At 73.7% G+C, this 20,857-nt stretch carries 15 protein-coding genes; 4 read left to right on the top strand and 11 right to left on the bottom strand.

All coding sequences use genetic code 11. The features are described from left to right. Nucleotides 1-2: 2 nt before the first annotated feature. From M446_RS00505 to M446_RS00470, 8 genes are all read right to left on the bottom strand, one after another. Nucleotides 3-404, bottom strand: a complete 402-nt coding sequence (locus tag M446_RS00505) for a hypothetical protein (RefSeq protein WP_012330104.1) — start codon at nucleotides 402-404, stop codon at nucleotides 3-5. Then, complete coding sequence (locus tag M446_RS00500) at nucleotides 397-2,514, bottom strand: B12-binding domain-containing radical SAM protein (RefSeq protein ID WP_012330103.1); 2,118 nt, start codon at nucleotides 2,512-2,514, stop codon at nucleotides 397-399. Before M446_RS00500 ends, M446_RS00505 begins: the two co-directional genes overlap by 8 nt. Before the next feature lie 70 nt (nucleotides 2,515-2,584). After that, nucleotides 2,585-2,935 (bottom strand): hypothetical protein, encoded by a 351-nt coding sequence (locus tag M446_RS00495; protein ID WP_043700706.1) that lies wholly within the window; start codon nucleotides 2,933-2,935, stop codon nucleotides 2,585-2,587. A gap of 80 nt (nucleotides 2,936-3,015) precedes the next feature. Next, complete coding sequence (locus M446_RS00490) at nucleotides 3,016-5,166, bottom strand: B12-binding domain-containing radical SAM protein (protein ID WP_012330101.1); 2,151 nt, start codon at nucleotides 5,164-5,166, stop codon at nucleotides 3,016-3,018. After that, the gene (locus tag M446_RS00485; RefSeq protein WP_012330100.1) at nucleotides 5,151-6,272 is read right to left on the bottom strand and encodes a tryptophan dimethylallyltransferase family protein; all 1,122 of its coding nucleotides are present in this window, start codon (nucleotides 6,270-6,272) and stop codon (nucleotides 5,151-5,153) included. The genes M446_RS00490 and M446_RS00485 overlap by 16 nt, the downstream gene beginning before the upstream one ends. Then, nucleotides 6,272-6,637 carry a TIGR04076 family protein gene (locus M446_RS00480; RefSeq protein WP_012330099.1) on the bottom strand — a complete coding sequence of 122 codons (366 nt, stop codon included), beginning with the start codon at nucleotides 6,635-6,637 and terminating at the stop codon, nucleotides 6,272-6,274. Before M446_RS00480 ends, M446_RS00485 begins: the two co-directional genes overlap by 1 nt. A 70-nt stretch (nucleotides 6,638-6,707) precedes the next feature. Further along, nucleotides 6,708-8,663, bottom strand: coding sequence for a RiPP maturation radical SAM C-methyltransferase (locus M446_RS00475; RefSeq protein ID WP_012330098.1), 1,956 nt, complete (start codon nucleotides 8,661-8,663; stop codon nucleotides 6,708-6,710). A gap of 101 nt (nucleotides 8,664-8,764) precedes the next feature. Next, complete coding sequence (locus tag M446_RS00470) at nucleotides 8,765-9,292, bottom strand: hypothetical protein (RefSeq protein WP_012330097.1); 528 nt, start codon at nucleotides 9,290-9,292, stop codon at nucleotides 8,765-8,767. Nucleotides 9,293-9,539: 247 nt separating this feature from the next. Between M446_RS00470 and M446_RS00465 the strand changes: the two genes are divergently transcribed. The 4 genes from M446_RS00465 to M446_RS00450 are packed head-to-tail and all read left to right on the top strand — an operon-like array spanning nucleotide 9,540 to nucleotide 16,485. Continuing rightward, nucleotides 9,540-10,808, top strand: coding sequence for an NHLP bacteriocin system secretion protein (locus M446_RS00465; RefSeq protein WP_012330096.1), 1,269 nt, complete (start codon nucleotides 9,540-9,542; stop codon nucleotides 10,806-10,808). Nucleotides 10,809-10,814: 6 nt separating this feature from the next. Continuing rightward, complete coding sequence (locus M446_RS00460; RefSeq protein WP_012330095.1) at nucleotides 10,815-12,998, top strand: NHLP family bacteriocin export ABC transporter peptidase/permease/ATPase subunit; 2,184 nt, start codon at nucleotides 10,815-10,817, stop codon at nucleotides 12,996-12,998. Continuing rightward, complete coding sequence (locus tag M446_RS00455; protein ID WP_012330094.1) at nucleotides 12,995-15,940, top strand: NHLP bacteriocin export ABC transporter permease/ATPase subunit; 2,946 nt, start codon at nucleotides 12,995-12,997, stop codon at nucleotides 15,938-15,940. Before M446_RS00460 ends, M446_RS00455 begins: the two co-directional genes overlap by 4 nt. Before the next feature lie 11 nt (nucleotides 15,941-15,951). Continuing rightward, the gene (locus M446_RS00450; RefSeq protein WP_012330093.1) at nucleotides 15,952-16,485 is read left to right on the top strand and encodes a cyclic nucleotide-binding domain-containing protein; all 534 of its coding nucleotides are present in this window, start codon (nucleotides 15,952-15,954) and stop codon (nucleotides 16,483-16,485) included. Nucleotides 16,486-16,568: 83 nt separating this feature from the next. Here the strand turns inward: M446_RS00450 and M446_RS00445 are convergent, their stop codons facing one another. From M446_RS00445 to M446_RS00435, 3 genes are all read right to left on the bottom strand, one after another. Then, nucleotides 16,569-18,083, bottom strand: a complete 1,515-nt coding sequence (locus M446_RS00445) for a hypothetical protein (RefSeq protein ID WP_012330092.1) — start codon at nucleotides 18,081-18,083, stop codon at nucleotides 16,569-16,571. Between the two features lie 77 nt (nucleotides 18,084-18,160). Further along, complete coding sequence (gene glf, locus M446_RS00440; RefSeq protein WP_012330091.1) at nucleotides 18,161-19,333, bottom strand: UDP-galactopyranose mutase; 1,173 nt, start codon at nucleotides 19,331-19,333, stop codon at nucleotides 18,161-18,163. Between the two features lie 29 nt (nucleotides 19,334-19,362). After that, nucleotides 19,363-20,601: a glycosyltransferase gene (locus M446_RS00435; protein WP_012330090.1), complete on the bottom strand. Its 1,239-nt coding sequence runs from the start codon at nucleotides 20,599-20,601 to the stop codon at nucleotides 19,363-19,365. Between the last annotated feature and the right edge of the window lie 256 nt (nucleotides 20,602-20,857).

Here is a 20,857-nt window from a genome sequence, read left to right as displayed (position 1 = left end):
GGTCAGGCCCCCGGACGCAGGCGGGCGGTGCCGACCGCGACCTGCGCGGCGGCGAGGCGGTCGATCTCGGGGGCGAGGCTCTCCTCCAGCAGGCGCACCAGGGTGAAGTCCCGCATCGCCTCGGCGAAGCCGGCCGGATCGAGGCCGCTCTCGGCGAGCCAGCCCGCGAGATCCTCCGCCGCGGCGAGCCCGAAGCACAGCCGGAACTGGCTCTCCGTCTCCCGGACCTGCTCGGGCGTGGCGCGGAGCCCGAGCCGCGCGGCCTCCCGCCGGGCGAGGAGCCGCAGCAGGGCCTTCTTGCGCACGACGGCGACGGTCTCCCCGCAGGCGGTGAGCGGCTCGACCGGGCGGGGGCCGAACCAGCCGGCGGCGCCGGGGCGATCGGGGGCGAGGGCGTCAGGCACAGGCGGCCTCCGGGAGCCGCGGCCGGGGAATCTGGGCTTCGGTGGCCGGCTCGGGCTCCGGATGGAGTTCGAGCAGGCGCTGGCGCAGCAGGGCGGTGAGGGTGTCGCGGGTGCGGCGCAGGTCGTCGGGCGAGGCGCCGGGCCCGGCGAGATCGCGCAGGATCTCGGCGCTGGTGCGAAAGCCCGGCGTCTCGCCGAGGCGGCGGAACCACTCCGCGTCGAGGACGAGGGCGCCGCGGCGCGAGGCGATCCGGCAGAGGCCGCCCTCCCGGCGCACCCAGGCGGCCGGGTTCCAGGCGAGGCGCAGGCGGCGCGGGTCGGCGGGGCCGGGCAGGTCGAGCCGGTCGGGCAGGTCGCGGCCGAACCACGCGCCCGCCGCGCAGAGCGCCCATTCCTCCGGGGCCGGCCACAGCACCGGGGGCCAGGCGTGGCAGCGGGCGAGGAGGGGCCCCAGCCGCGCTCCGGCCTCGTCGAGCAGGGCGGCGATCTGCGGCCGGGTGAGCCCGGGCGTGCTCTCCCAGGCGGTGCCGACGCCGAACAGGAAGTCGCGGCCCTCCGTGGGGACGAGGAAGCGGATGCCGTAGGCGTCCGGGTCGGCGAAGTAGGGGGTGTCGGTCAGGATCTCCAGCTCGTGCACGTCGAGGGTGCAGCCCGGATCGTCGAACAGCTCGGCATTCTCCTCGAAGAAGGCGAGGGTGCGCCGGGCGCTGGCCTCGGTCTCGCCCGGGAAGCCGACTATCGAGAAGACGTGGAAGCGGATCCCGGCCTCGCGGCAATGGCGCAGGACCGGCGCCGCGTGCTCGACCCGGATGCCCTTGCGCATCCGGTCGAGGGTGTCCTGGTCGGCGGATTCGAGGCCGAAATAGAGCCGCCGCATCCCGACCCGGGCGAGCCGGTCGCAGAGGTCGCGGGTGAAGCCCGGCTCCAGCCGCGCGTAGCCCGAGAAGACGCAGTCGGTGCGCCCGCGCGCCTCCAGCGCCTCGGCGACGCGCCCGAGCACGCGGGGGGGCAGGGCCTCGTCGGCGAGGAGGAAGTGGCGGCAGCCGTGCCGCTCGGCCAGGTGGTCGATGTCCTCCGCCACCGTCTCGGGCCGCCGCAGCCGGTAGCGCTTGGGCGAGATCCGGTTGATGAAGGGTATGTCGCAGAAGCTGCACTCGTCGTGGTAGCAGCCCTTGCCCAGCATCACCGGCAGGACGAGGTGCGGGCTGAGGTAGCGGTCGAGGGGCAGGCCGTCGAAGTCGGGCGTCGGGTTGGCGGCGTAGTCCTCGACCCGCGTCGGCGTGGCGACGACCCTGTCGCCCGCGCGGTAGAGCAGGTTCGGCACGCGCCCGAGATCCCCGTCGCCGGCGAGCGCGTCGAGGAGGGCCAGCATCGCCGCCTCGCCCTCGCGGGTCACGACGGCCTCCGCGAAGGCCGCGAAGAAGGCCGGGCAGCCGGCGAGGGCCTCGCCGACCTTGGCGATGGCGGTGCCGCCGAGCACCACCCGGTGCCCGCGGGCCCTCAGCCGCCGCGCCAGCGACAGGCCGGGGATGAGCTGCCAGCGCAGGGTCAGGGAGATGCCGACGAGGTCGTAGGCCCCGCCCGCCTCCAGCCGGGGGAAGACCTCCTCGCTCCAATGCTCCTCGAACAGGTTGGCGGCCGGGTCGGCGGTCACCGCGAGGAGGTCGGACAGGCGGCTCGGATCGACCCCCTCGACCTCGTAGCGCAGCACCTCGGTCTGGTAGCGCAGGCGCCGGGGCGCGGCCGCGGAGACGAGGTCGAGGGCGTCGTAGATCCGCTCGCGGGCCGCGTTGAGCCGCCAGGGATCGGCGAAGCGCACCGGGTCGCGGATCGTCGCGAGCGCGTCCTCGATCGTGTCGGGCAGGTCCGGCGCCAGGGCGGCGAGGCGGCCGAGGGCGGAATCGGGCTCGGGGCGCGGGCGGGCGGCGAGCGCGGCGGCGGCGCGCCGCAGGCGCTCGGGCCGCAGCAGGGCCAGCACGCCCTCGAGGTCGAGGTCGAACAGGTCGACCGCCACCCCGGCCGGGCGCAGGGCCGCCGCCAGCGCGGGCAGCGGCAGGCGCGGGGCGCGCGGGTCACCCCCGGGGGGATAGATGAGAGCGACCCTTGCCATGGGGACCGATAAGGACGCGGGGAGTCACGGGCGATCCGGCGCGGGGCGGCCGTCCCGCGCCGGAACCGGCTCACCAGGGGCACATCACGGTCGAGGACATCACCTTGCCGAGATCGGGAAGACCCGGCTTGCTGTGCGTCAAGGATGCCGTGAGCGAGCCGATATTGAAGCTCGGGATCTGCACCACGCCCGGCAGCTGAATGCCGCCGCCGATGCCGGCGCCGCCCGCCACCGCTTCCAGCGCCGCGCCGCTCAATTCCTCGTCCTTGCCGGCCGACGACGCCGCGAGACCCGACTTCAACTTCTGCACGTCTTCGTCGGGCATCTTCGTCTGGGCCAGAATCTCGGGCCGAAGATAGTAATAATTACCACCTCCATCGGTGATCACCAAGCCGTTCGGCTGTTGATTTTGCTCGGACATCCGGCCTCTCCCGATTTTGCTGGGCACTACGAAACAATAATACTCCTTACTCAACTGGTACGCAACAGAGGAGTCGAGGTTCACCAAGTCGAGCCCGCGAGTTCCGCTTCGGGCGCTTGCGGTTCCATGGCGCACAACTCGCTCGCATGCCGCCGGTCGGCGCGGGACTCGGCCGGCCCCGGCTGCGCCAGCACGAGCTGGAGGAGCCGGTGCCCGATCAGGTCGTGGAGGGCGCCGCGCAGGCGCTCCTCCGGGGCGTCGTCCGGGCGGACGAGGCCCGCCGCGACGCAGTCCCGGATCAGATCCTGCATGGTCCGCACCCGCTCGGCCCCGAGGGCCCGGAAGGCGCGCTCGTCGAGTTCGACGGCCTTCCAGCGCGAGGCGACCTGCACCCGCCCGTCGCGGCGCAGCAGGGCGGCGGCGGGATTCCAGGTGAGCCGGAAGGGCACGCCCGCCTCGGGCAGCGCGGTGCGGTAGGGGAAGGCGCCCTCCGGGTAGCGGCTCGCGTAGAGCAGGGCGTATTCCTCGAAGCCCGGCCAGAGGTGCATCGGGGCGTTGTGGAAGCGCGCGAAGAGGCGCCGCAGCACCGTGTTGTAGCGCTCCACGAGGTCGATCACCCGCGCCTCCGACAGGCCGCGGCTGTTGTCCCAGCCGCCGCGCAGGCCGATGACGAAATCCTTGGCGAGGGCCTCCCGCGGCAGCCCGAGCCCGAGCGCCTCGGCCTCCGCGAAGTAGCGCGTGCGCAATTCGAGGCCGAACGGGTGGAGGTCGAAGCTGTTGCCGGGATGGTCGATCAGGTCGGCATGGTCCTCGAAGAAGCCGAGGGTGCGGCGCGCGCTCGCCTCCGTCTCCTCCGGGAAGCCGATGATCGAGAAGACGTGGAAGTGGATCCCGGCCTCCCGGCAATGGCCGAGCACCGGGCGGACATTCTCCAGGCGGATGCCCTTGCGCATGTGGTCGAGGGTGGCCTGGTCGCCGGATTCGAGGCCGAAGAAGAGCTTGCGGAAGCCCATGCGGGCGAGCTTGGCGCACAGGGGCGCGGTGAAGCCCGGCTCCAGCCGCGCGTAGCCCGTGAAGGAGAGGCCGCGGGACGCGGCCTCGGCGCCGAGGGCGTCGGCGACGCCGTCGAGGAGGCGCGGCGGCAGCGCCTCGTCGGTGAACTCGAAGTGGCGGCAGCCGAAGCGCGCGTTGAGGGTGAGGATGTCCTGCGCGATCCGCTCGGGCCGGCGGATCCGGTAGGGCTTGCGCGAGACGTGGTTGATGAAGGGTATGTCGCAGAACTTGCAGGCGTTGAAGTAGCAACCCTTGCCGACGAGGATCGGCAGGATCGGCGCAGGGGCGAGGTAGCCGGCGAGCGGCAGGCCGGCGAAGTCCGGGGTCGGCAGGGCATCCACGTCCTCGACGTGGGTCGGCCCCATCCGCACCCGCCCCTCCGCCACGTGCAGGAAGTTCGGGACCTTGGCGAAGTCGCGCGCCCCGTCGAGCTGGGCGGCGAGTTCGAGGATCGCGGTCTCGCCCTCGTAGGCGATCACGCCGTCGGCGAAATGGGCGAAGAAGTCCGGCCGGGCGAGGAGTTCGCTCACGAACTTGGTGAAGACGGTGCCGCCCAGCACCACGAACAGGCCCCGGGCGCGCAGGCGCCGGGCGAGGGTGAGCCCGGGCAGGATCTGCTGGCGGTTGACGATCGAGATCCCGACGAGGTCGGGCCGATCCGCGTCGAGGGCCGGGAAGAGGTCGCTGCGCCAATGCGCCTCGAACAGGTTGGCGTCCGGGTCGGCCGTGACCGCGATCAGGTCGCCGAGACTCTGCTCGTCGACGCCCTCGACCTCGTAGCGGATCGGGCAGAGGTCGTAGCGGACGGGGCGCGGCGCCGCCGCCGAGACGAGGTCGAGCCCGTCGAGGATCGTCTCGCGGGCGGCGTGGAAGGCGTGGACGTCGTAGAAGCGCTCCGGGTCGCGCAGGGTCGCGAGGGCGCGCGGCACCGCCTCGACCAGGGCCTCGCCGCGGGCGAGGAGGCGCGCGGCGCCGCCGTCCCGCGCCCCCCCGCGGCGGAGGCGGGCGAGGGACGCGGCCACGCTCTCGGCGCCCAGGAGCGCGGTGAGGCCCCCGATATCGGCGTCGATCAGGTCGGTCCGGATCCCGGCTTCCCGCAGCACCGCCGCGAGGCAGGGCAGGCCGAGATGCGGCGCGCGCGGGTCGGTCGCGGGCGGGAAGATCAGGGCGACGCGCATGCATCCTCCCGCAGGGCCGCCGCCGGCACGGGCGAGGGCCAGAGCCGCTCCGGATCGAGGGCGACCGGGCCGAAGCGCGCGAGGTAGAGGCGGGGCGAGACGTAGACGCTGACCGCCGGCCGCGCCCCGTGCCGCTGCAGGGAGGCCCAGCCGTGCAGGCCCTCCTCCCCGTCGAGCCCGCCGGGGGCGAGCGCCGCCAGGGCGGCGCGGTAGGGGGCGGCGGGCAGGCCGAGGCGGTCGAGCGCCCGCGTCAGCCGCGCGGCGAGCACCGCGTCGGATCGGGCGCAGTGCGGGTAGAGGCGCAGATGCGTGGTCACGTGCGAGGGCTCGGCGCGGCCCGGGCGCAGGTGGAAGGCGGTGAGCGCGCCGCGCCGGATCGGGCCGTCCCCGGCGAGCCCCCGCACGAAGGCCAGGACCTCGCCGGAGAAGGCGGGATCGTGGGGTGCGGCGAGCGTCTCCGGCCCCGCCCAGCCGTGCCGGACGTAGAGCTTCACCCGCGCCTCCGGGCCGGGCACGAGGTCGAGGCTGAGGAAGAGCGGCTCGTCCTCGGGCGCGAGCCGCGCGGCGAGGCCGGGCCAGGCCGGGGCGAGGCCGAGGCGGTCGAGGGCGGCCTCCGCGGTCGCGCGGGCGCGCGCCCGGCCCGGGGCCATCAGGTGCAGGTAGACCTTGAACCAGGGCGCCCGGCCCGGCGCCAGGACGGCGCCGTGCCAGAGCACCCCCGCCGCCCGCGGGTCGGGCCGCGCGAAGAGCGGCAGCAGCGAAGCCAGCCGCGACAGGTCCGCCCCGTGGCGTTCCGCCAAGTGCTCCGAGAGGGCGCGCGCCGCCGCGAGATAGCGCGCGGGCGTCGCCGGGCGCCCCTGCGCCTCGACCGTGACGCGCACCTCGCGCCGGGTCCCGTCGAGGACCAGCGAGGCGTCGAAGCCGCTCGCGTCGGCCCCGAGCCCCGACCAGGGCGGCGGCGCGGCGAGGGGCTCGTCGGCCCAGGAGGCCGCGAGGAGCCGGGCGCAGGCCACGGCCTCCTCGCGCGCGGCCGGCGGGAACCCCGCCGCCGCCGCCACCGCCCGCAGGGTCCGGGCGGCGGCCTCGAAGCGGGTGGCGGCGCCCATCAGCCCTCGACCCGGCACACGACCCGGCCGAGCCGGACCGGCGCCGCCTCGGCCGAGGCGGGCGCCGCCTCCGCCGCGGGCGCCTCGCCCGGGACGCCCTCCGGCAGGCGGCGCAGCTCCACCGTGAGGAGGTTGACGGGATCGGGACAGTTCAGCACCACCCGGTCGGCCGGCCCCCAGGGCACGGCGCCGCCGAATTGCAGCATCAGGATCGCCGGATGGGCGGCGTGGTAGAGGTAGCCGCACATCCCGGCCGTGTTGCGGGCGCTGACGGGCAGCACGTCGCCGACCCGGTGCCCGGCATTGCAGGTGCCCCGGATGCAGGTCACGGTCGCCTGGACCGGATGTCCCTTCTCGCGGTTCATCGGGCCGCCTTTCGTGTCACGCGGGATCCGGCCGTCGCCAAGCGACCAGGTCCCCGAACCGAGCCTCGCGTCAGAGGCGCAGGGTCTCGCCGTGCTCCGGCACCAGGACGGGCCGCTCCGTGCCGACGCGCAGCGCGCCGAGGCTGAAGGCCGGCAAGGGGGAGGCCGGCGACTCGGCCGCCGCGCGCCGCGCGAGGCTCTGCTCCCGCTCGGCGATCAGGGCCTCGCCCAGCGCCGGCTCGGTGACCAGCGAGACGTAGCGCTGCTCGTGGCGAAGCACGAAGCCGAGCGAGACGAGGTGGCCGAGGCGCTCGCGATCCGCCTCCGGCACCCGCGGCTCGGAGACCGGCATCTGCACCGAATCGAGCACCCGGGCGAGGTCCGGCGCGAGCAGGCAGGCGCCGACCTTGGCGCAGCGCCGCGTGTCGGTGACCTGGAGCCAGCCCCCGCCGAGGCGCTGCAGGCTCAGCCGCGGCGGCCCGCCCGGGGCCGCCCAGGCCTCGGTCCAGGCCTGGACCTGCCGGTCGAGGGCCGCCACGAGGTCGGGCGCGTCCATGAACTCGGTGCGGTACTCGCCGAAGAAGTGCAGGGCGATCCGCTCCGCGTAATCCCCGTAGAGTTCGTAATAGGCCTGCCAGGCCCGCAGGCCGGTGATGCCGAACCGCTCCGGCTCGTTGTGGTAGGGCGAGTAGCGGGAGATCCGGATCGGGCCCCAGCGGGTCGGCGGCCGCAGGTGCTCCAGGAGCGGCAGCAGCGGCAGCATCTCCTCGTAATCCGCGCGCGTCTCGCCCGGGATCGCGGTCAGGATGTTCCAGATCACGCGCAGGGAGCGGGTCGTGGCGTCGCGCAGGACGCGGATGTTGTCGATCCCGCTCACCCCCTTGTCCATGCTCTTGAGGATCCGGGTCGAGAAGGACTCGATCCCGGGCTGGATCTCGAAGATGCCGGCGCGCACGAAGCGGTCGAGATCCTCGGGCCGGATCGGCGACTTCACCTCGTAGCTGAGCGCGCAGGGCGTGCCGCGCTCGGCGAGCGCGTCGAGCACGCCCTTCGGGAAGTCCTTCGCCATGATGTTGTCGCTGGCGTAGAACTTTCCGACCCCGTAGCGCCCGATCAGTCCCTCGAGCTCGCTCACGACCCGCTCCGGGGACTTGGCGCGGTACTGCGTGCCGGGGAAGTTGTAGCCGCAGAAGGTGCAGGTCTTCTTGTCGCCCCACCAGCAGCCGCGCGAGGATTCGAAGATCAGGAAGTGCGGCGCCGTCGCGGCGACCGGGTCGGTCGCCTTCAGGGGTGCGAGTTCGGCGAAGTAATCGTCGTAATCGGGGGCCGGCACGTCGTCGAGGCGGGGAATGCCGCGCCCGCGGATGATCCGGGTCGCGGGCAGGGTGCCCTCGTCCACGAGCCTGCGGCAGAAGCGCGGGAACTCGATGTCCGACTCGCCCGAGAACACGGCGTCGAACACGCCCGTCAGCTCGATCAGCGCGCTGCCGATCGGCTCCGCCGCGTTGGCGCCCCCCAGCACCGTCACGATGTCGGGCCGCAGCCGCTTGACCTCGCGGGCGAGGGCGATGCTCGCCATGGTCTGCTGCACCATGGTCGAGAAGCCGACGATGCGCGGCGCGCCGGCCACGAGCCGCCGCGCCGTCTCGGCGATGAAGTCCGGAATGGCCGCGACGACGCGGGCCACCTCCTCGTCCTCCGGCGCGGCCGGGCGCACGAGCTGGCGCAGCTTGGCGTCGGCCTCCGCGTCCTGCCGCAGCAGGGCGAGGATGCGCTCCAGCGCCTCCGCCTTCTCCGGGAAGGCTGCCCCGAGGAAGATCGCCTCGCCGATCAGCGTGCGCGAGCCGGCGATGCGGGCGCAGAGATCGAACCCGAACCGCGCCGCGAATGCCAGATTTGCGTAGTGAACCCGCGCGGAGAGGCCAGCCCGTCGCAGAGCCGGCACAAGAACGCTCGGCCCGAGGGTCGGAATGCCGGGATAGAGAACCGGCGGCACCACCAGAAGAACCTGTTCCGAGAATGTCACAGGGGTTGCTCCGCCGCGATGGTGCCGAAGCCGACTTGTGGAGACTAACTGAAATCTTGGTAGAAAGTAAAGTCCCGCAACCTGGGATCAGTGCCGCCCGGTCACAGCCTGGGCTGTACCGCGCGCAGGATCGCCTGCGTGCTGTCGATGAACTGGAGCGCTTGGCGTGTCTTCCCGGCCGCGAGCGGGGAACGCGAGCAGGTATCGGACAACTCTCCGAGCCGGCGGCGCTCGGTGTCGAGGATCTTGAGCGCGTTCTCGACGGCGAAGCGCAGCACGCTGCGCAGGGATTCGTCGTCGCCGAAATCCGTGATCTCACCCTCGATGGTGATGAGCGATTCGTATCCCTTCAGCTCGTCGGAGATCTGCATGAGCGAGCGCAGGGTCGAGCGCAGGCAATCCCCGTCCGGGGCGGACAGGTCCGGGCTCTGGGCCGAGCGCGCGACGTCGCTGAGCACGGCGGTGAACAGGGGCTTGATCCGCGCGACGCTGGCGAGGTCCCCGTCGGAGAGCACCCGCGCGACCGCGCCGGGCGGGAGCGCGAGGAGCAGGAGGGCCGCCAGCGCGGCGGGCCGCGGCGGCCGGGCGGGTCGGGCCCGCCGCCGATCTGCGCCAAGTGCACTCCGCATCGCGGACTCCTCCCGGGCACTCTGTCCCAGTCCGGACCGGGTCCGGCAAGGTTCAGGGTGGTCACGGGGCGAAATTCTACTACACTCGGCCGCGCGTGTACCGGCCATCCGGAGGAGATTCCGCGCGGCGCCGCAACGGCGATTGCGGGCCGTCTCTGCGGCCGGGAGCGACCCGGTCCGGGCGAGGCGCCGTGAGTCCATTGCCGTGAGTTCCTTGCCGTGAGCCCCTCGCCGTGAGTCCCTCGCCATGAGTTCATCCCCGCAGCGGGCATTCCGGCCGATCGCGCTCGAGCGCGCCGCCTCGCCCGAGCAGCTCGACCACCTCGTCCGCATCACCAAGCCCGCCGACTGGATCCTCGCCGGCACGGTGGCGCTGCTGCTCGTCTCGGCCCTGACCTGGAGCGTGGTCGGGCGCGTGCCGACGCGCGCGGCCGGCGAGGGCATCCTGGTGAGCGTCGGCGGGCGCGTGGTCGACGCGGTCTCGGCCGCCTCGGGCCGGCTCGCGGCGATCGAGGTGGCGGCCGGCGACCGGGTCGTCCAGGGCCAGCCGGTGGCCCGCATCGCCCAGACCGACATCGAGGAGCGCCACCGCGCCGCCGTCGAGGTCCATCGCGAGCGCGAGCGCGAGCACGCCACCCTGCGGGCCAAGGTCAAGGACGAGCTCGCCGCCAAGGCCCGCAACTTCGCCAAGTTGGAGGAGGCCTTCGACCAGATCGTCCACGCCACCGATCAGCGCATCGAGTATCTGTCGACCGAGGTGAGGAACCTGGAGACGCTGCTCGGCAAGGGCATCACCACGCGCCGGGTGGTCGAGGACCGGCGCCGCGAGCTGACGGAGGCGCGCCAGCGGCGCGAGGACGCGCAGAACGAGGTGCTGAAGCTGCGCACCCAGAAGACCGATCTGGAGACCCAGCGCGAGCGCGAATTGCAGGACTCGCAGTTCCGCCTCAACGACACCCGCCGCCAGATGGAGCAGCTCGCCGGGGAGCTCGGCCGCAACACCCAGGTGCTCAGCCCGATCGACGGGCGGGTCCTGGAGGTCAAGGTCTCGCCGGGCTCCGTCCTCACGGTCGGCATGCCGGTGATCGCGGTCGAGAGCGAGGGCAAGGCGCTGGAGGCGGTGGTCTACATCCCGGCCGACAAGGGCAAGACCGTGAAGCCCGGCATGGAGACCCGGCTCGAGCCCAGCACCGTCAAGCGCGAGGAATACGGCACCCTGGTCGGCAGCGTGGTGTCGATCTCCGACTTCCCGATCACCCCGCAGGGCATGGCGGCGGTGCTGCACAACGACCGCCTGGTGAGCCGCTTCTCGCAGGAGGGCGCGCCCTACGCGGCCCTGGTGCGGCTGCAGCCCGACCCCGCGACGGCGAGCGGCTACGCCTGGGCGGTGGGGCGGGGCCCCGACCTGCGCCTGACCAGCGGCACGCTGGTGCGGGCCGAGATCACCACGCGCCAGCACCGCCCGCTCGACCTCGTCGTGCCGATGCTCAAGCGCCTCACCGGCCTCGCCGGGTAAAGCCGGATGAGCGCCGCCGCCCTGCGCCGCCTGCTGCCCTGGCCCGGCCGGGGCCGCCCGCCCGCCACCCCGACCGTGCTCCAGATGGAGGCGGTGGAGTGCGGGGCCGCGGCGCTCGCCATGGTGCTCGCCCATCACGGCGCCTTCGTGCCCCTGGAGCAGCTGCGGGTGGCCTGCGGGGTCTCCCGCGACGGCAGCAAGGCCAGCAACATCGTCAAGGCGGCGCGGGGCTTCGGGCTCGCCGCCAAGGGCTTCCGCAAGGAGCCGACGACCCTGCACGACCTGCCGATGCCGTGCATCATCCACTGGAACTTCAACCACTTCGTGGTGCTGGAGGGGATCCGCGGGGAGCACGCCTTCATCAACGACCCGGCCATGGGGCGCCGCCGCGTCACCATGCAGGAACTCGACCTCGCCTTCACGGGCGTCGCCCTCGCCATGGAGCCGACCGAGGAGTTCCGCCGGATCGGCCGCAAGCCGCAGGGCTTCCGGCTGCTCCTGCGCGAACTCGGCGCCTCCCGCGCGGCGGTCGGCCTGCTCGTCGCGGTGAGCCTCGCGCTGATCGTCCCGGGCATCCTGATCCCGGGCTTCACCAAGATCTTCATCGACGAGATCCTGATCCAGAACACCCCGGGCTGGCTGACGCCGCTGCTGATCGGGATGGGCCTCACCGCCCTGTTCCGGGCCGGCGTCACCGCCCTGCAGCTGTCGCTGATGACGCGGCTGCAGACGAAGCTCGCCGTGGTGATGACCAGCCGCTTCCTCTGGCACGTCCTCGCGCTGCCGATGGAGTTCTTCGCCCAGCGCCACGCCGGCGACATCGCCAACCGGGTCTCCACCAACGAGCAGATCGCGCGCCTGCTCTCGGGCGGCCTCGTCAGCAACGCGCTCTCCCTGACCTCCCTGGTCTTCTTCGCCGCCGCGATGGCGGTCTACGACCTGCTCCTGGCGGTGATCGGCGTGGCGCTGTCCCTGCTCAACGTGCTCGCCCTCCACCTGATCGGGCGGCGCCGCGAGGATCTCAGCCGCAGCCTCGCCATGGAGCGCGGCAAGCTCCTGGGCAGCACGATCGGGGCGGTGCGCACCATCGAGACCCTCAAGGCGAGCGGGCTGGAGGACGAGGCCTTCGGGCACTGGGCCGGCATCCAGGCCCGCGCCCTCAACGCCGAGCAGGAGCTCGGCGCCACCTCGGCCTGGCTCGACACGGTGCCGACCCTGCTCTCCGGCCTCACCACGGCGGCGATCCTGGGCATCGGCGGCCTGCGGGTCACCGAGGGTTCGCTGACCCTCGGCGGCCTCATCGCCTTCCAGTCGCTGATGGCGAGCTTCTCCGAGCCGATCACGGCCCTGGTCGGCCAGATCGGCAGCATCCAGATCATCAAGGGCGGGCTGGAGCGCCTCGACGACGTCTACAACTACCCGGTCGAGCGGCCGGAGCCGGATCCCGCCCTGCCGCCGCCGCCGCCGCGGCTCGTCGGGCGGGTCGAACTGGTCGGCGTGTCCTTCGGCTACGCGATCCTGGAGCCGCCCCTGCTGCAGGATGTCTCGATCACCATCGAGCCGGGCAGCCGCGTCGCCCTGGTCGGCCTCTCGGGGAGCGGCAAGTCGACCCTCGGGCGGCTGATCTGCGGGCTCAACCGGCCCTGGTCGGGGGAGGTGCGCCTCGACGGGCGGCGCCTCGCCGACATCCCGCCGGAGGTCTTCGCCCAGTCGGTCGCCTACGTCGACCAGGACATCGTCCTGTTCGAGGGCAGCGTGCGGGACAACCTCACCCTCTGGGACCCGACCGTGCCCGAGCCCGACCTCTCGCTGGCCCTCAAGGACGCGGCGGTCCACGGCGAGGTCGCGACGCGGCCCGGCAATTACGACGGCCACGTGCTGGAGGGCGGCGCGAATTTCAGCGGCGGCCAGCGCCAGCGCATCGAGATCGCCCGCGCCCTGGTGCAGAACCCCTCCGTCCTCGTCCTCGACGAGGCCACGGCCGCCCTCGATCCGGTGACGGAGAAGATCATCGACGACAACCTGAGGCGGCGCGGCTGCACCTGCATCATCATCGCGCACCGGCTCAGCACGATCCGCGACTGCGACGAGATCATCGTGCTGGAGCGCGGGCGCATCGCCGAGCGCGGCCGGCACGAGGAACTCCTCGCCCGGGAGGGCGCCTACGCGGCGCTCCTGGCCCAGTCGTGAGCGAGCCGCTTGCGAAGGGCGGGCTCGCCCTGGTCGGGCCGGCCGGCGCCCAAGCGCCGCTCCCCGCGGCGCCAGTTCCCGCCCAAGCGCCGCTCCCCGCGGCGCCAGTTCCCGCCGAGGCGCCTGCCCAACCCCTCGACGGGCGCCGGCCGGAGCGCCTCGCCTCCCTCGGCGCGCCGCTCGTCGTGGCGAGCGGGCACGCCGACCTGTTCGCGCTGCGCAGCCGCGACGGTGCCGTCGCGGGCCCGCGCCGGCACCTGCTGCGAATCGAGAGCGGCGGGATCATCCTGCCGGTCCCCGCCGACGCGGGCGCGGGCGGCGAGCGCCTGGAGATCATCGCGGTCGGCACGCCCGGCACCGCGGTGCGCGAGGCGGCGCAGGCCGAGATCGGGCCCCTCTGCGAGGGCTGGGTCCTGGGCCTCGCGGCGCTGGTCGCGGGTCCGCACCCGGCCTGGGACATCCGGGAGGCCGCTTCCGGCGAGGCGCTGGAGCCCGGGGAGCGGCGGCGGGGGCCGGCCCGGGCCCTGCGCTGGGTCGTCGTCGAGGAGGGGAGCGCGGCGATCGCCGGCCAGGCCCCCGCCTACCGGCCGGGCGACCCGCCGGCCCCCCTCGGGGCCGGCCTCTGGGCCCAGGCCGGGCCGGAGGGCTGCCGGCTCTCGCCCTGCGCGGCCCCGGAGGGCGACCTCCTGGCCCTGGCCGTCGACCGCTTCCACCGCGCCGCCGCCGCCGCCCTGCACGGGGAGGCCGCCGGCCAGCCGACCCGCGACGCCGCGCGGCTCGCCCGCCGCGCCGACCTCGACGCCGCCCGCGCGGCCGAGCTGTTCGGGCGCCTCGGGAGCATCGTGGTGCGCCGGGACGCCCCGCCCGCCGCGGTCGATCCCGAGGACCCGCTGATGGCGGCCTGCGCCCTCGTGGCCGGGACCATGGCGGCGCCGCTCACCCGCCCGGCCGGCCGGGTGCGGACCGCGCGGGACTACCGCGACGTGGTCGAGATCGCCCGCGCCTCGCGGCTGCGGGTCCGCCGCGTCCTGCTGCGGGCGGAGTGGTGGCGGCAGGATGCCGGGCCGCTCCTGGCGTGGCGGGGCGAGGCGGGCGCGCCCGTGGCGCTCCTGCGCGAGCGCCGCGCCTACCTGATGGTGGATCCCGCCACCGGGGAGCGGCGGCGGGTCGACGCGGCGCTCGCCGCCGAGCTCGGCCCGGAGGCGGCGGGCTTCTACCCGACGCTGCCCGGCCGCGCCCTGAGCTTCCGCGACCTCCTCGCCTTCGCGGCCCGGCGGGCCAGGGGCAACCTCGCCTCGGTCGCGGTGCCGGCGGTGCTGATGGGGCTCCTCACCCTGGTCGTGCCGCTGATCACCCAGGCGCTCGTCAATTCCGCGATCCCGCGCAGCGAACTCGACCAGATCACGGTCTGCGCGATCGCGCTCGCGGTCACGGCGCTGGCGGCGGCCGCCGTGCAGGCCGCCGAGAGCCTCGCGATGCTGCGCCTGGAGGGGCTGATCGACTGGACGCTGCAGGCCGCGATGATCGACCGGCTGCTGCGCCTGCGCGCCGCCCTGTTCCGCGACCACACCGTGGGCGACCTCGTCGACCGGGCGATGGGGATCGACGCGGTGCGCCGCCTCCTCACCGGGCGCACCCTGCGCAGCCTGCTCGCCGGGATGTTCGGCCTGTTCAGCATCGCCCTGATGCTGGTCTACGACCCCGTGCTGGCGCTGATCGCGGTCGCGCTCGCGCTCCTGCGCGGGGTCCTGATCCTGGCGGCGAGCGGGTTGCGCCTCTACCACGAGAGCCGCGCCTTCAACGGCCAGGGCCGGGTTCAGGGCTTCGTGCTCCAGCTCTTCGCCGGGATCGGCAAGCTGCGGGTGGCCGGCGCCACCGTGCGGGCGCTCGCGGTGTGGTCGCGGCTGTTCACGGAGCAGAAGGGCCACTTCCTGGCGGCCCAGCGGATCGCCAACGGGCTCAGCATCGCGGAGACCGCCCTCCCGACGCTCGCGACGCTCGCGATCTTCGCCGCGGCCTCGACCCTCGGCAGCACGCTGACCCAGAATCTCGGCGCCTTCCTCGGCTTCTTCGCCGCCTTCGGCCAGACGATGGGGGCGATCGGGGCCTTCGCGGCGGGCCTGAGCGAGGCGCTGGTGGCGATCCCGCACCTCACGCGGATGCGGCCGCTCCTCGCCGCGGAGGCGGAGATCGCCGACGACCGCAAGCCCCCGGGCGACCTCTCGGGCGCGATCGAGGTCTCGCGCCTGACCTTCCGCTACGGCGCCTCCGGCCCGCCCGTGCTCGACGCGGTGTCGCTGCGGATCGCGGCCGGCGAGTACGTGGCGATCGTCGGGCCCTCCGGCAGCGGCAAATCCTCGCTCCTGCGCCTGCTGCTCGGCTTCGAGGCGCCGGAATCCGGCGCCGTCTTCTACGACGGCAAGGCGCTCGACACCCTCGACGTCAGCGCCGTGCGCCGCCAGCTCGGGGTCGTGCTCCAGAACGGCCGGCTCACCACCGGCAGCCTCTACGAGAATATCTGCGGCGGCGTGCAGCTCCCCCTGGAGCAGGCCTGGGAGGCGGCCCGGATGGCGGGGCTGGAGGGGGACATCCGGGCGATGCCGATGGGCATGCACACGGTGGTGGCCGAGGGGGTGAACACGCTCTCGGGAGGCCAGCGCCAGCGCCTGCTGATCGCCCGCGCCATCGCGCGGCGGCCGCGGATCCTGCTCTTCGACGAGGCGACGAGCGCCCTCGACAACCGCTCGCAGGCGGTGGTGAGCGCCTCGCTCGGCGCCCTCAACGTCACCCGGATCGTGATCGCCCACCGGCTGAGCACGGTGCGGGAGGCCGACCGGATCGTCGTGCTGGCCGAGGGGCGCATCGTCCAGTCCGGCACCTTCGACGACCTCGCCGCCGCGCCCGGCCTGTTCGCCGACTTCGCCCGGCGCCAGCTCCTGTAGGACAGCCCGCGATGCGCAAGGTCCTCTACCTGTTCGGGATTCTCACCGACGAGGACGTCGCCTGGATCGCCCGGACCGCGACCCGGCGCGCGCTGCGCGACGGCGAGGTGCTGATCGCCGAGGGCGACCGCACCCGATCCCTGATCCTGATCCTCGACGGCGTGCTGGCCGTCACCGCGGAGGGGCACGGCGAGATCGCGCGGCTCGGCGTCGGCGAGGTGGTGGGCGAGGTGTCGCTGGTCGATTCCGCGCCGGCCTCGGCGACGATCACGGCCCGCGGTCCGGGCGCGGCGCTCTTCCTCGACCGGGAGGTGCTGCAGCGCCGGCTCGACGCCGATATCGGCTTCGCCGCGCGCTTCTACCGGGCGCTGGCGATGTTCCTGGCCGACCGCCTGCGCGCGGCCCGCCCGCCGCGGCCCGGGATCGGCCTCGCCGACGACGGCGCCCTCTCGCCCGACGAGCTCGACCCCGCCATCATGGACACGGTCTTCGTGGCGGGCGAGCGCTTCAACCGCATGATCGGGCTCCTCGACGCGCGCCCGTGAGGCGGGCCCCGCTGGCGGCCGGAGCGGGGGTCGTCCGCCGCCCGTCCGGCACGGCCAACCCCATCGGTCAGGCGAGACCCGGATCAGACCCGCCGCACGGCGAGCGCCACGTCGGTGACGAAGGGCGGCGGCTCGATCTCGGTCGCCACCCCGTCGCGCGCCGTCACCTCCCGGCGGCCGCACGGCCGGCCGGCCCGCGTGTCCCAGGCGGTGAGGGCGTAGCGCCCGGCCCGCAGGCCCGGCAGCGCGAGGCGGATGCCGAGGGGCGCCGCGTCCCGGCGCAAGCGGCCGTCCGGCGCCAGGGAATCGGCGCGCAGGCACCAGATCACGGCCTGCTCCGCGTCGCCGCAGGCGAAGAGGGCCGCGCCCGGCCCGGGATCGCCGAGGTCCCCGCTCAGGTTGCGGCGCCGGAAGCGGCGCCAGTCGATCAGGGGCAGGAAGCCGGAAAGGCCGCGCTGGGCCGCGCGCATCCCGGCCGTCAGGCTGTGCGGGTGGCGGTTCGGCCAGCGCATCCCGCCGCCGGCCCCGCCGCTCGCCAGGTGCGCCCATTGCATGTGGCGGAAATACTCGTCGTCGAACGGCTCCGGCAGGGTGAGGCGCCGGTCCTTGAAGCTGTGGATCGGGCCGTGCTCGCTGTCGAGGAAGGGCCGGCCGTCGCGGATCTGCGCCAGGCCCTCGCGCACGATCCGCCCCATCGCGATCGCCGGCTCGACGGTGTTGCGCGGATCGTCGATCGTGCCCTCGGCGTAGATGTGCAGCGTCGCGAAATCGAGGTCGGGGTGGCGGAAGATCGGCTCCTCCAGCCCCAGATGGGGCCGCCAGCCCAGCTCGGGTCCGAACAGCGACACGGTCTGCGGATGCGCGCGCCCGTAGAGCCTCGTCTCCAGGGCGCGCACGTGCCGGCTCAGATCCGCGATGAAGGGCGCGAACCCCTCCGCCGAACCCTCCGCATGGGCCGGGTGGATCTCGTTCCAGAGGTCCCAGGCGAACAGCGCGCCCGAGCCGCCCCAGCGCGCGACCGCGAAGGCGAGCCGGTTCTTGATCGCCTCCCGCACCTGCGGGTCGAGCAGGAACCGCGACGGCTCCGCGAGCGGGCCCCCGTGGCGCCGGTTGTAGGGATGGCGGTGCCAGTGCAGCCACATCCAGAACGTGTCGAAGGGCGTGAGCAGGATGCGCAGGCCGACGGTCTCGCACAGGGCGAAGAGGTCGTCCCAGAGGCGGACCATGGCCGGGACGAAGCGGCCGACCGGGCGCTCGATGTAGCGGTGGCGCACCTGCGCGTATTCGAGCATCAGGCGCAGGCAGGTGACGCCGTGATCCGCCAAGTGCCGCAGGTGGGCCTCGGCGGCGGCGAGGTCGCGGCGGCCGAACAGGCCTTCGAGCTCGTGCCAGCTGATCGCGTCGTTCTGGCCGACCGGCGTCCAGGCGGCGCCGGTCTCGGTCTCGAAATAGGGAATGCCCGGTCCGGCGACGCGGATCCAGGGCAGCCGGCCGCCGCGGGCGCCGGCCGTTCGGGCCGGCGCGGGGTCGGGTCGGGGGGAGGGCGACGGCCCGTCCGCGAGGGAGCAGTCGGGATCGAGAGCGCGGTCGTCGGTCATGCGGCCGTCATCTCGCGGGAGCGCGGGCTTGTTCCTCGCCGGGCGGCTCCGCGCGGCGCGGCGCGCGGCCCGCGCGCCTACTCGGCGGGCGGGAGCGCGGCCGCGGGCCGGCGCGGCGTCGCGCGGGGGGCCGGCTGAATCCGCTGGGCGGGTCCGCCCAGGGCCTCGTCGAGGCGGCGGAAGGTGGCGAGCGCCTGGCCGACGATCTGGTCCATGTTGTAGTAGCGGTAGGTCGCGAGCCGCCCCACGAACCAGACGTCCGGCTCCGCCCGCGCCAATCGCTCGTAGCGCTTGAACAGGGCCTGGTTCTCGGCCCGCGGCACCGGGTAGTAGGGGTCGCCCTCCGCGCACGGATACTCGTAGGTGAGCGAGGTCCGCGGGTGCTCCTGCCCGGTGAGGTGCTTGTACTCGGTGATGCGCGTGTAGGCCTCGCCCTGCGGGTAGTTCACCACCGCCACCGGCTGGTGGCAATCCGCGTCCCGGGTCACGTGCACGAAGCGCAGGGAGCGGTAGGGAAGCCGGCCGAAGCGGAAATCGAAATACTCGTCGATCGGGCCGGTATAGATCACCCGCCGGTGCGGGATCACGTCCCGCACGCTGCGGTAATCCGCGTTCGTCATGACGTGGATGTTCGGATGAGCGAGGAGCCGCTCGAACATCCGCGTGTAGCCCTGGGCCGGCATGGCCTGGAACGTGTCGGTGAAGTAGCGGTCGTCCCGGTTCGTGCGCGTGGGCACCCGCGCGGTCACCTGCCGGTCCAGTTCGGACGGGTCCAGCCCCCATTGCTTGCGCGTGTAGCCGCGGAAGAACTTCTCGTAGAGATCGCGGCCCACGGCCGAGACCACCACGTCCTCCGAGGTCCGGATCTCCGTCACCGGCTCGGCCCGCGCCGCGAACCACGCCTCCAGCTCCTCCGAGGTGAGCGAGAGGCCGTAGAGGCGGTTGACCGTGTCGAGGTTGATCGGGATCGGCACCAGCATGCCGTCCACCTGCGCCAGCACCCGGTGCTCGTAGGGCCGCCAGGCGGTGAACTGCGACAGGTAGGCGACGACCGCCTCCGCGTTGGTGTGGAAGATGTGCGGCCCGTACTGGTGGATCAGCACGCCCGCCTCGTCCAGGCGGTCGTAGGCGTTGCCGCCGACGTGGTTGCGCCGGTCGATGATGAGGACGCGCTCGCCGCGCCGGCTCGCGAGCCGCTCCGCGAGCACGCTGCCGGCGAAGCCCGCGCCCACGATCAGCCAATCGTACATGTGTCTTGACCCCTGGGCGGGAGGAGGCGTCAGGCCGGGGAGGCGGCCGAGTGCAGAAGGGCGGGGGAGGCGGCCTCGCGCCGCCGCAGGCCCGCCCGCATCAGCGCATGCATGGCTTCGTAGGTGCGATCCCACGAACCGCCCGCCAGGTGCCGGTCCACCCGCTCCAGCCACGCCTGCCGCGGCTGGGCCAGCAGCGCCTCGATCGAGAGCGCCACGCTGCGCGGCGAGTCGGCGATCGCCACGAGACCGGCCTCGCCGTAGTCGCGCAGCACGTCCAGGATCGGCGTCGAGACCACGCGCAGGCCCGCGGCCAGGAATTCCGGCGTCTTGGTCGGGCTGATGAACCGCGTCGCCTCGTTGCGCGCGAAGGGCATCAGCCCGAGATCCCAGTGGTGCAGGTAGTCGGGCAGGGCCGCGTAGGGTTTGGAGCCGAGCCAGTGGATGTTGGCCCGCCGCGGCAGGCTCTCCGGGTCGATCTTCACCACCGGCCCGATCATCACGACCTGCCAGTCCGGCCGCAGATCCGCGAGCGCGCCGAGGAGGTCGCGGTCGAGGCGCTCGTCGATGACGCCGAAGAAGCCGATGCGGGGATGCGGGATCGCGGCCTGGTCGCCGGGGTCGGGCCGGGCGGCGTCGCGGGCTTGGCGGAAATGGGCCGCGTCGACCGAGGAGGGGAAGCAGTGGACGCTGGGATGCGCCCCGCGCTTGGCCTCGTAGAGGCTGCGCCCGCCCGTGAAGACGAGGTCGGCCCGGGACAGGAGCTCGGCCTCCTGGGCGATCAGGTCGGGCGAGGCGCCGCGGAAGGCGGAGAGCTCGTCCATGTTGTCGTAGACGGTGAGGTCGCGCGGCAGCTCGGCGGAGACGCTGATCGCGGCGGGGGTGTAGTACCAGAACACCCGGGCGGCGGCCTCGCGCCGGCGCAGGTGGTCGCCGATGAGCTGGGCCTGGATCGGGTCGGCCGCGCAGGCGCGGGCGGGGTCGACGACCGGCACGGCGACGTCGATGCCCGGGGCGACCGCCTCGACCCGGAGCCGGTCGCTGCCGCCGGGCTCGAAGACCGGCTCCTCGACGAAGAGCACGTCGAAGTGCCGGGCGGCGCGGGTGAGCAGGTGCTGCGGCCGCTGCCAGACGAAGGCCCAGCGCAGGTGGGAGAAGCACACCAGCAGGCCGCGCGCCGCGCCCTCCGGCGGCAGCAAAGGGGGTTCCACAGGCTGGTCGTCCAAGAGCCCCGGCGCAGCCCCCGTGATGCTGCTGGTCAGGCGCATATCGTTCACGTCGTGCCCTTCATGCTGGTCCCGCAGGCCGACCCTCAACGCCAAAGCCGAAGGCTCGGTTCTGCGAGCGGCCAGATCTATTTTTCCCGGACCGATTAACGCAGTTGAATGTGGATGTGCTGGCTTCGGCGCAGCCGAAGAAGTCTCTGAGCCAAGGTCGATTTATGTTTATTTTGAGCCGTATCTGCGGGATCAGATCTTTCCGGTCAGCATCGCGGAACGGTGCGGCGGCGCACCGATTTGACAG

It is taken from the genome of Methylobacterium sp. 4-46 (genome assembly GCF_000019365.1).
In the GTDB taxonomy this organism is placed as follows: domain Bacteria; phylum Pseudomonadota; class Alphaproteobacteria; order Rhizobiales; family Beijerinckiaceae; genus Methylobacterium.
This window is presented reverse-complemented; position numbering and strand designations above follow the sequence as displayed.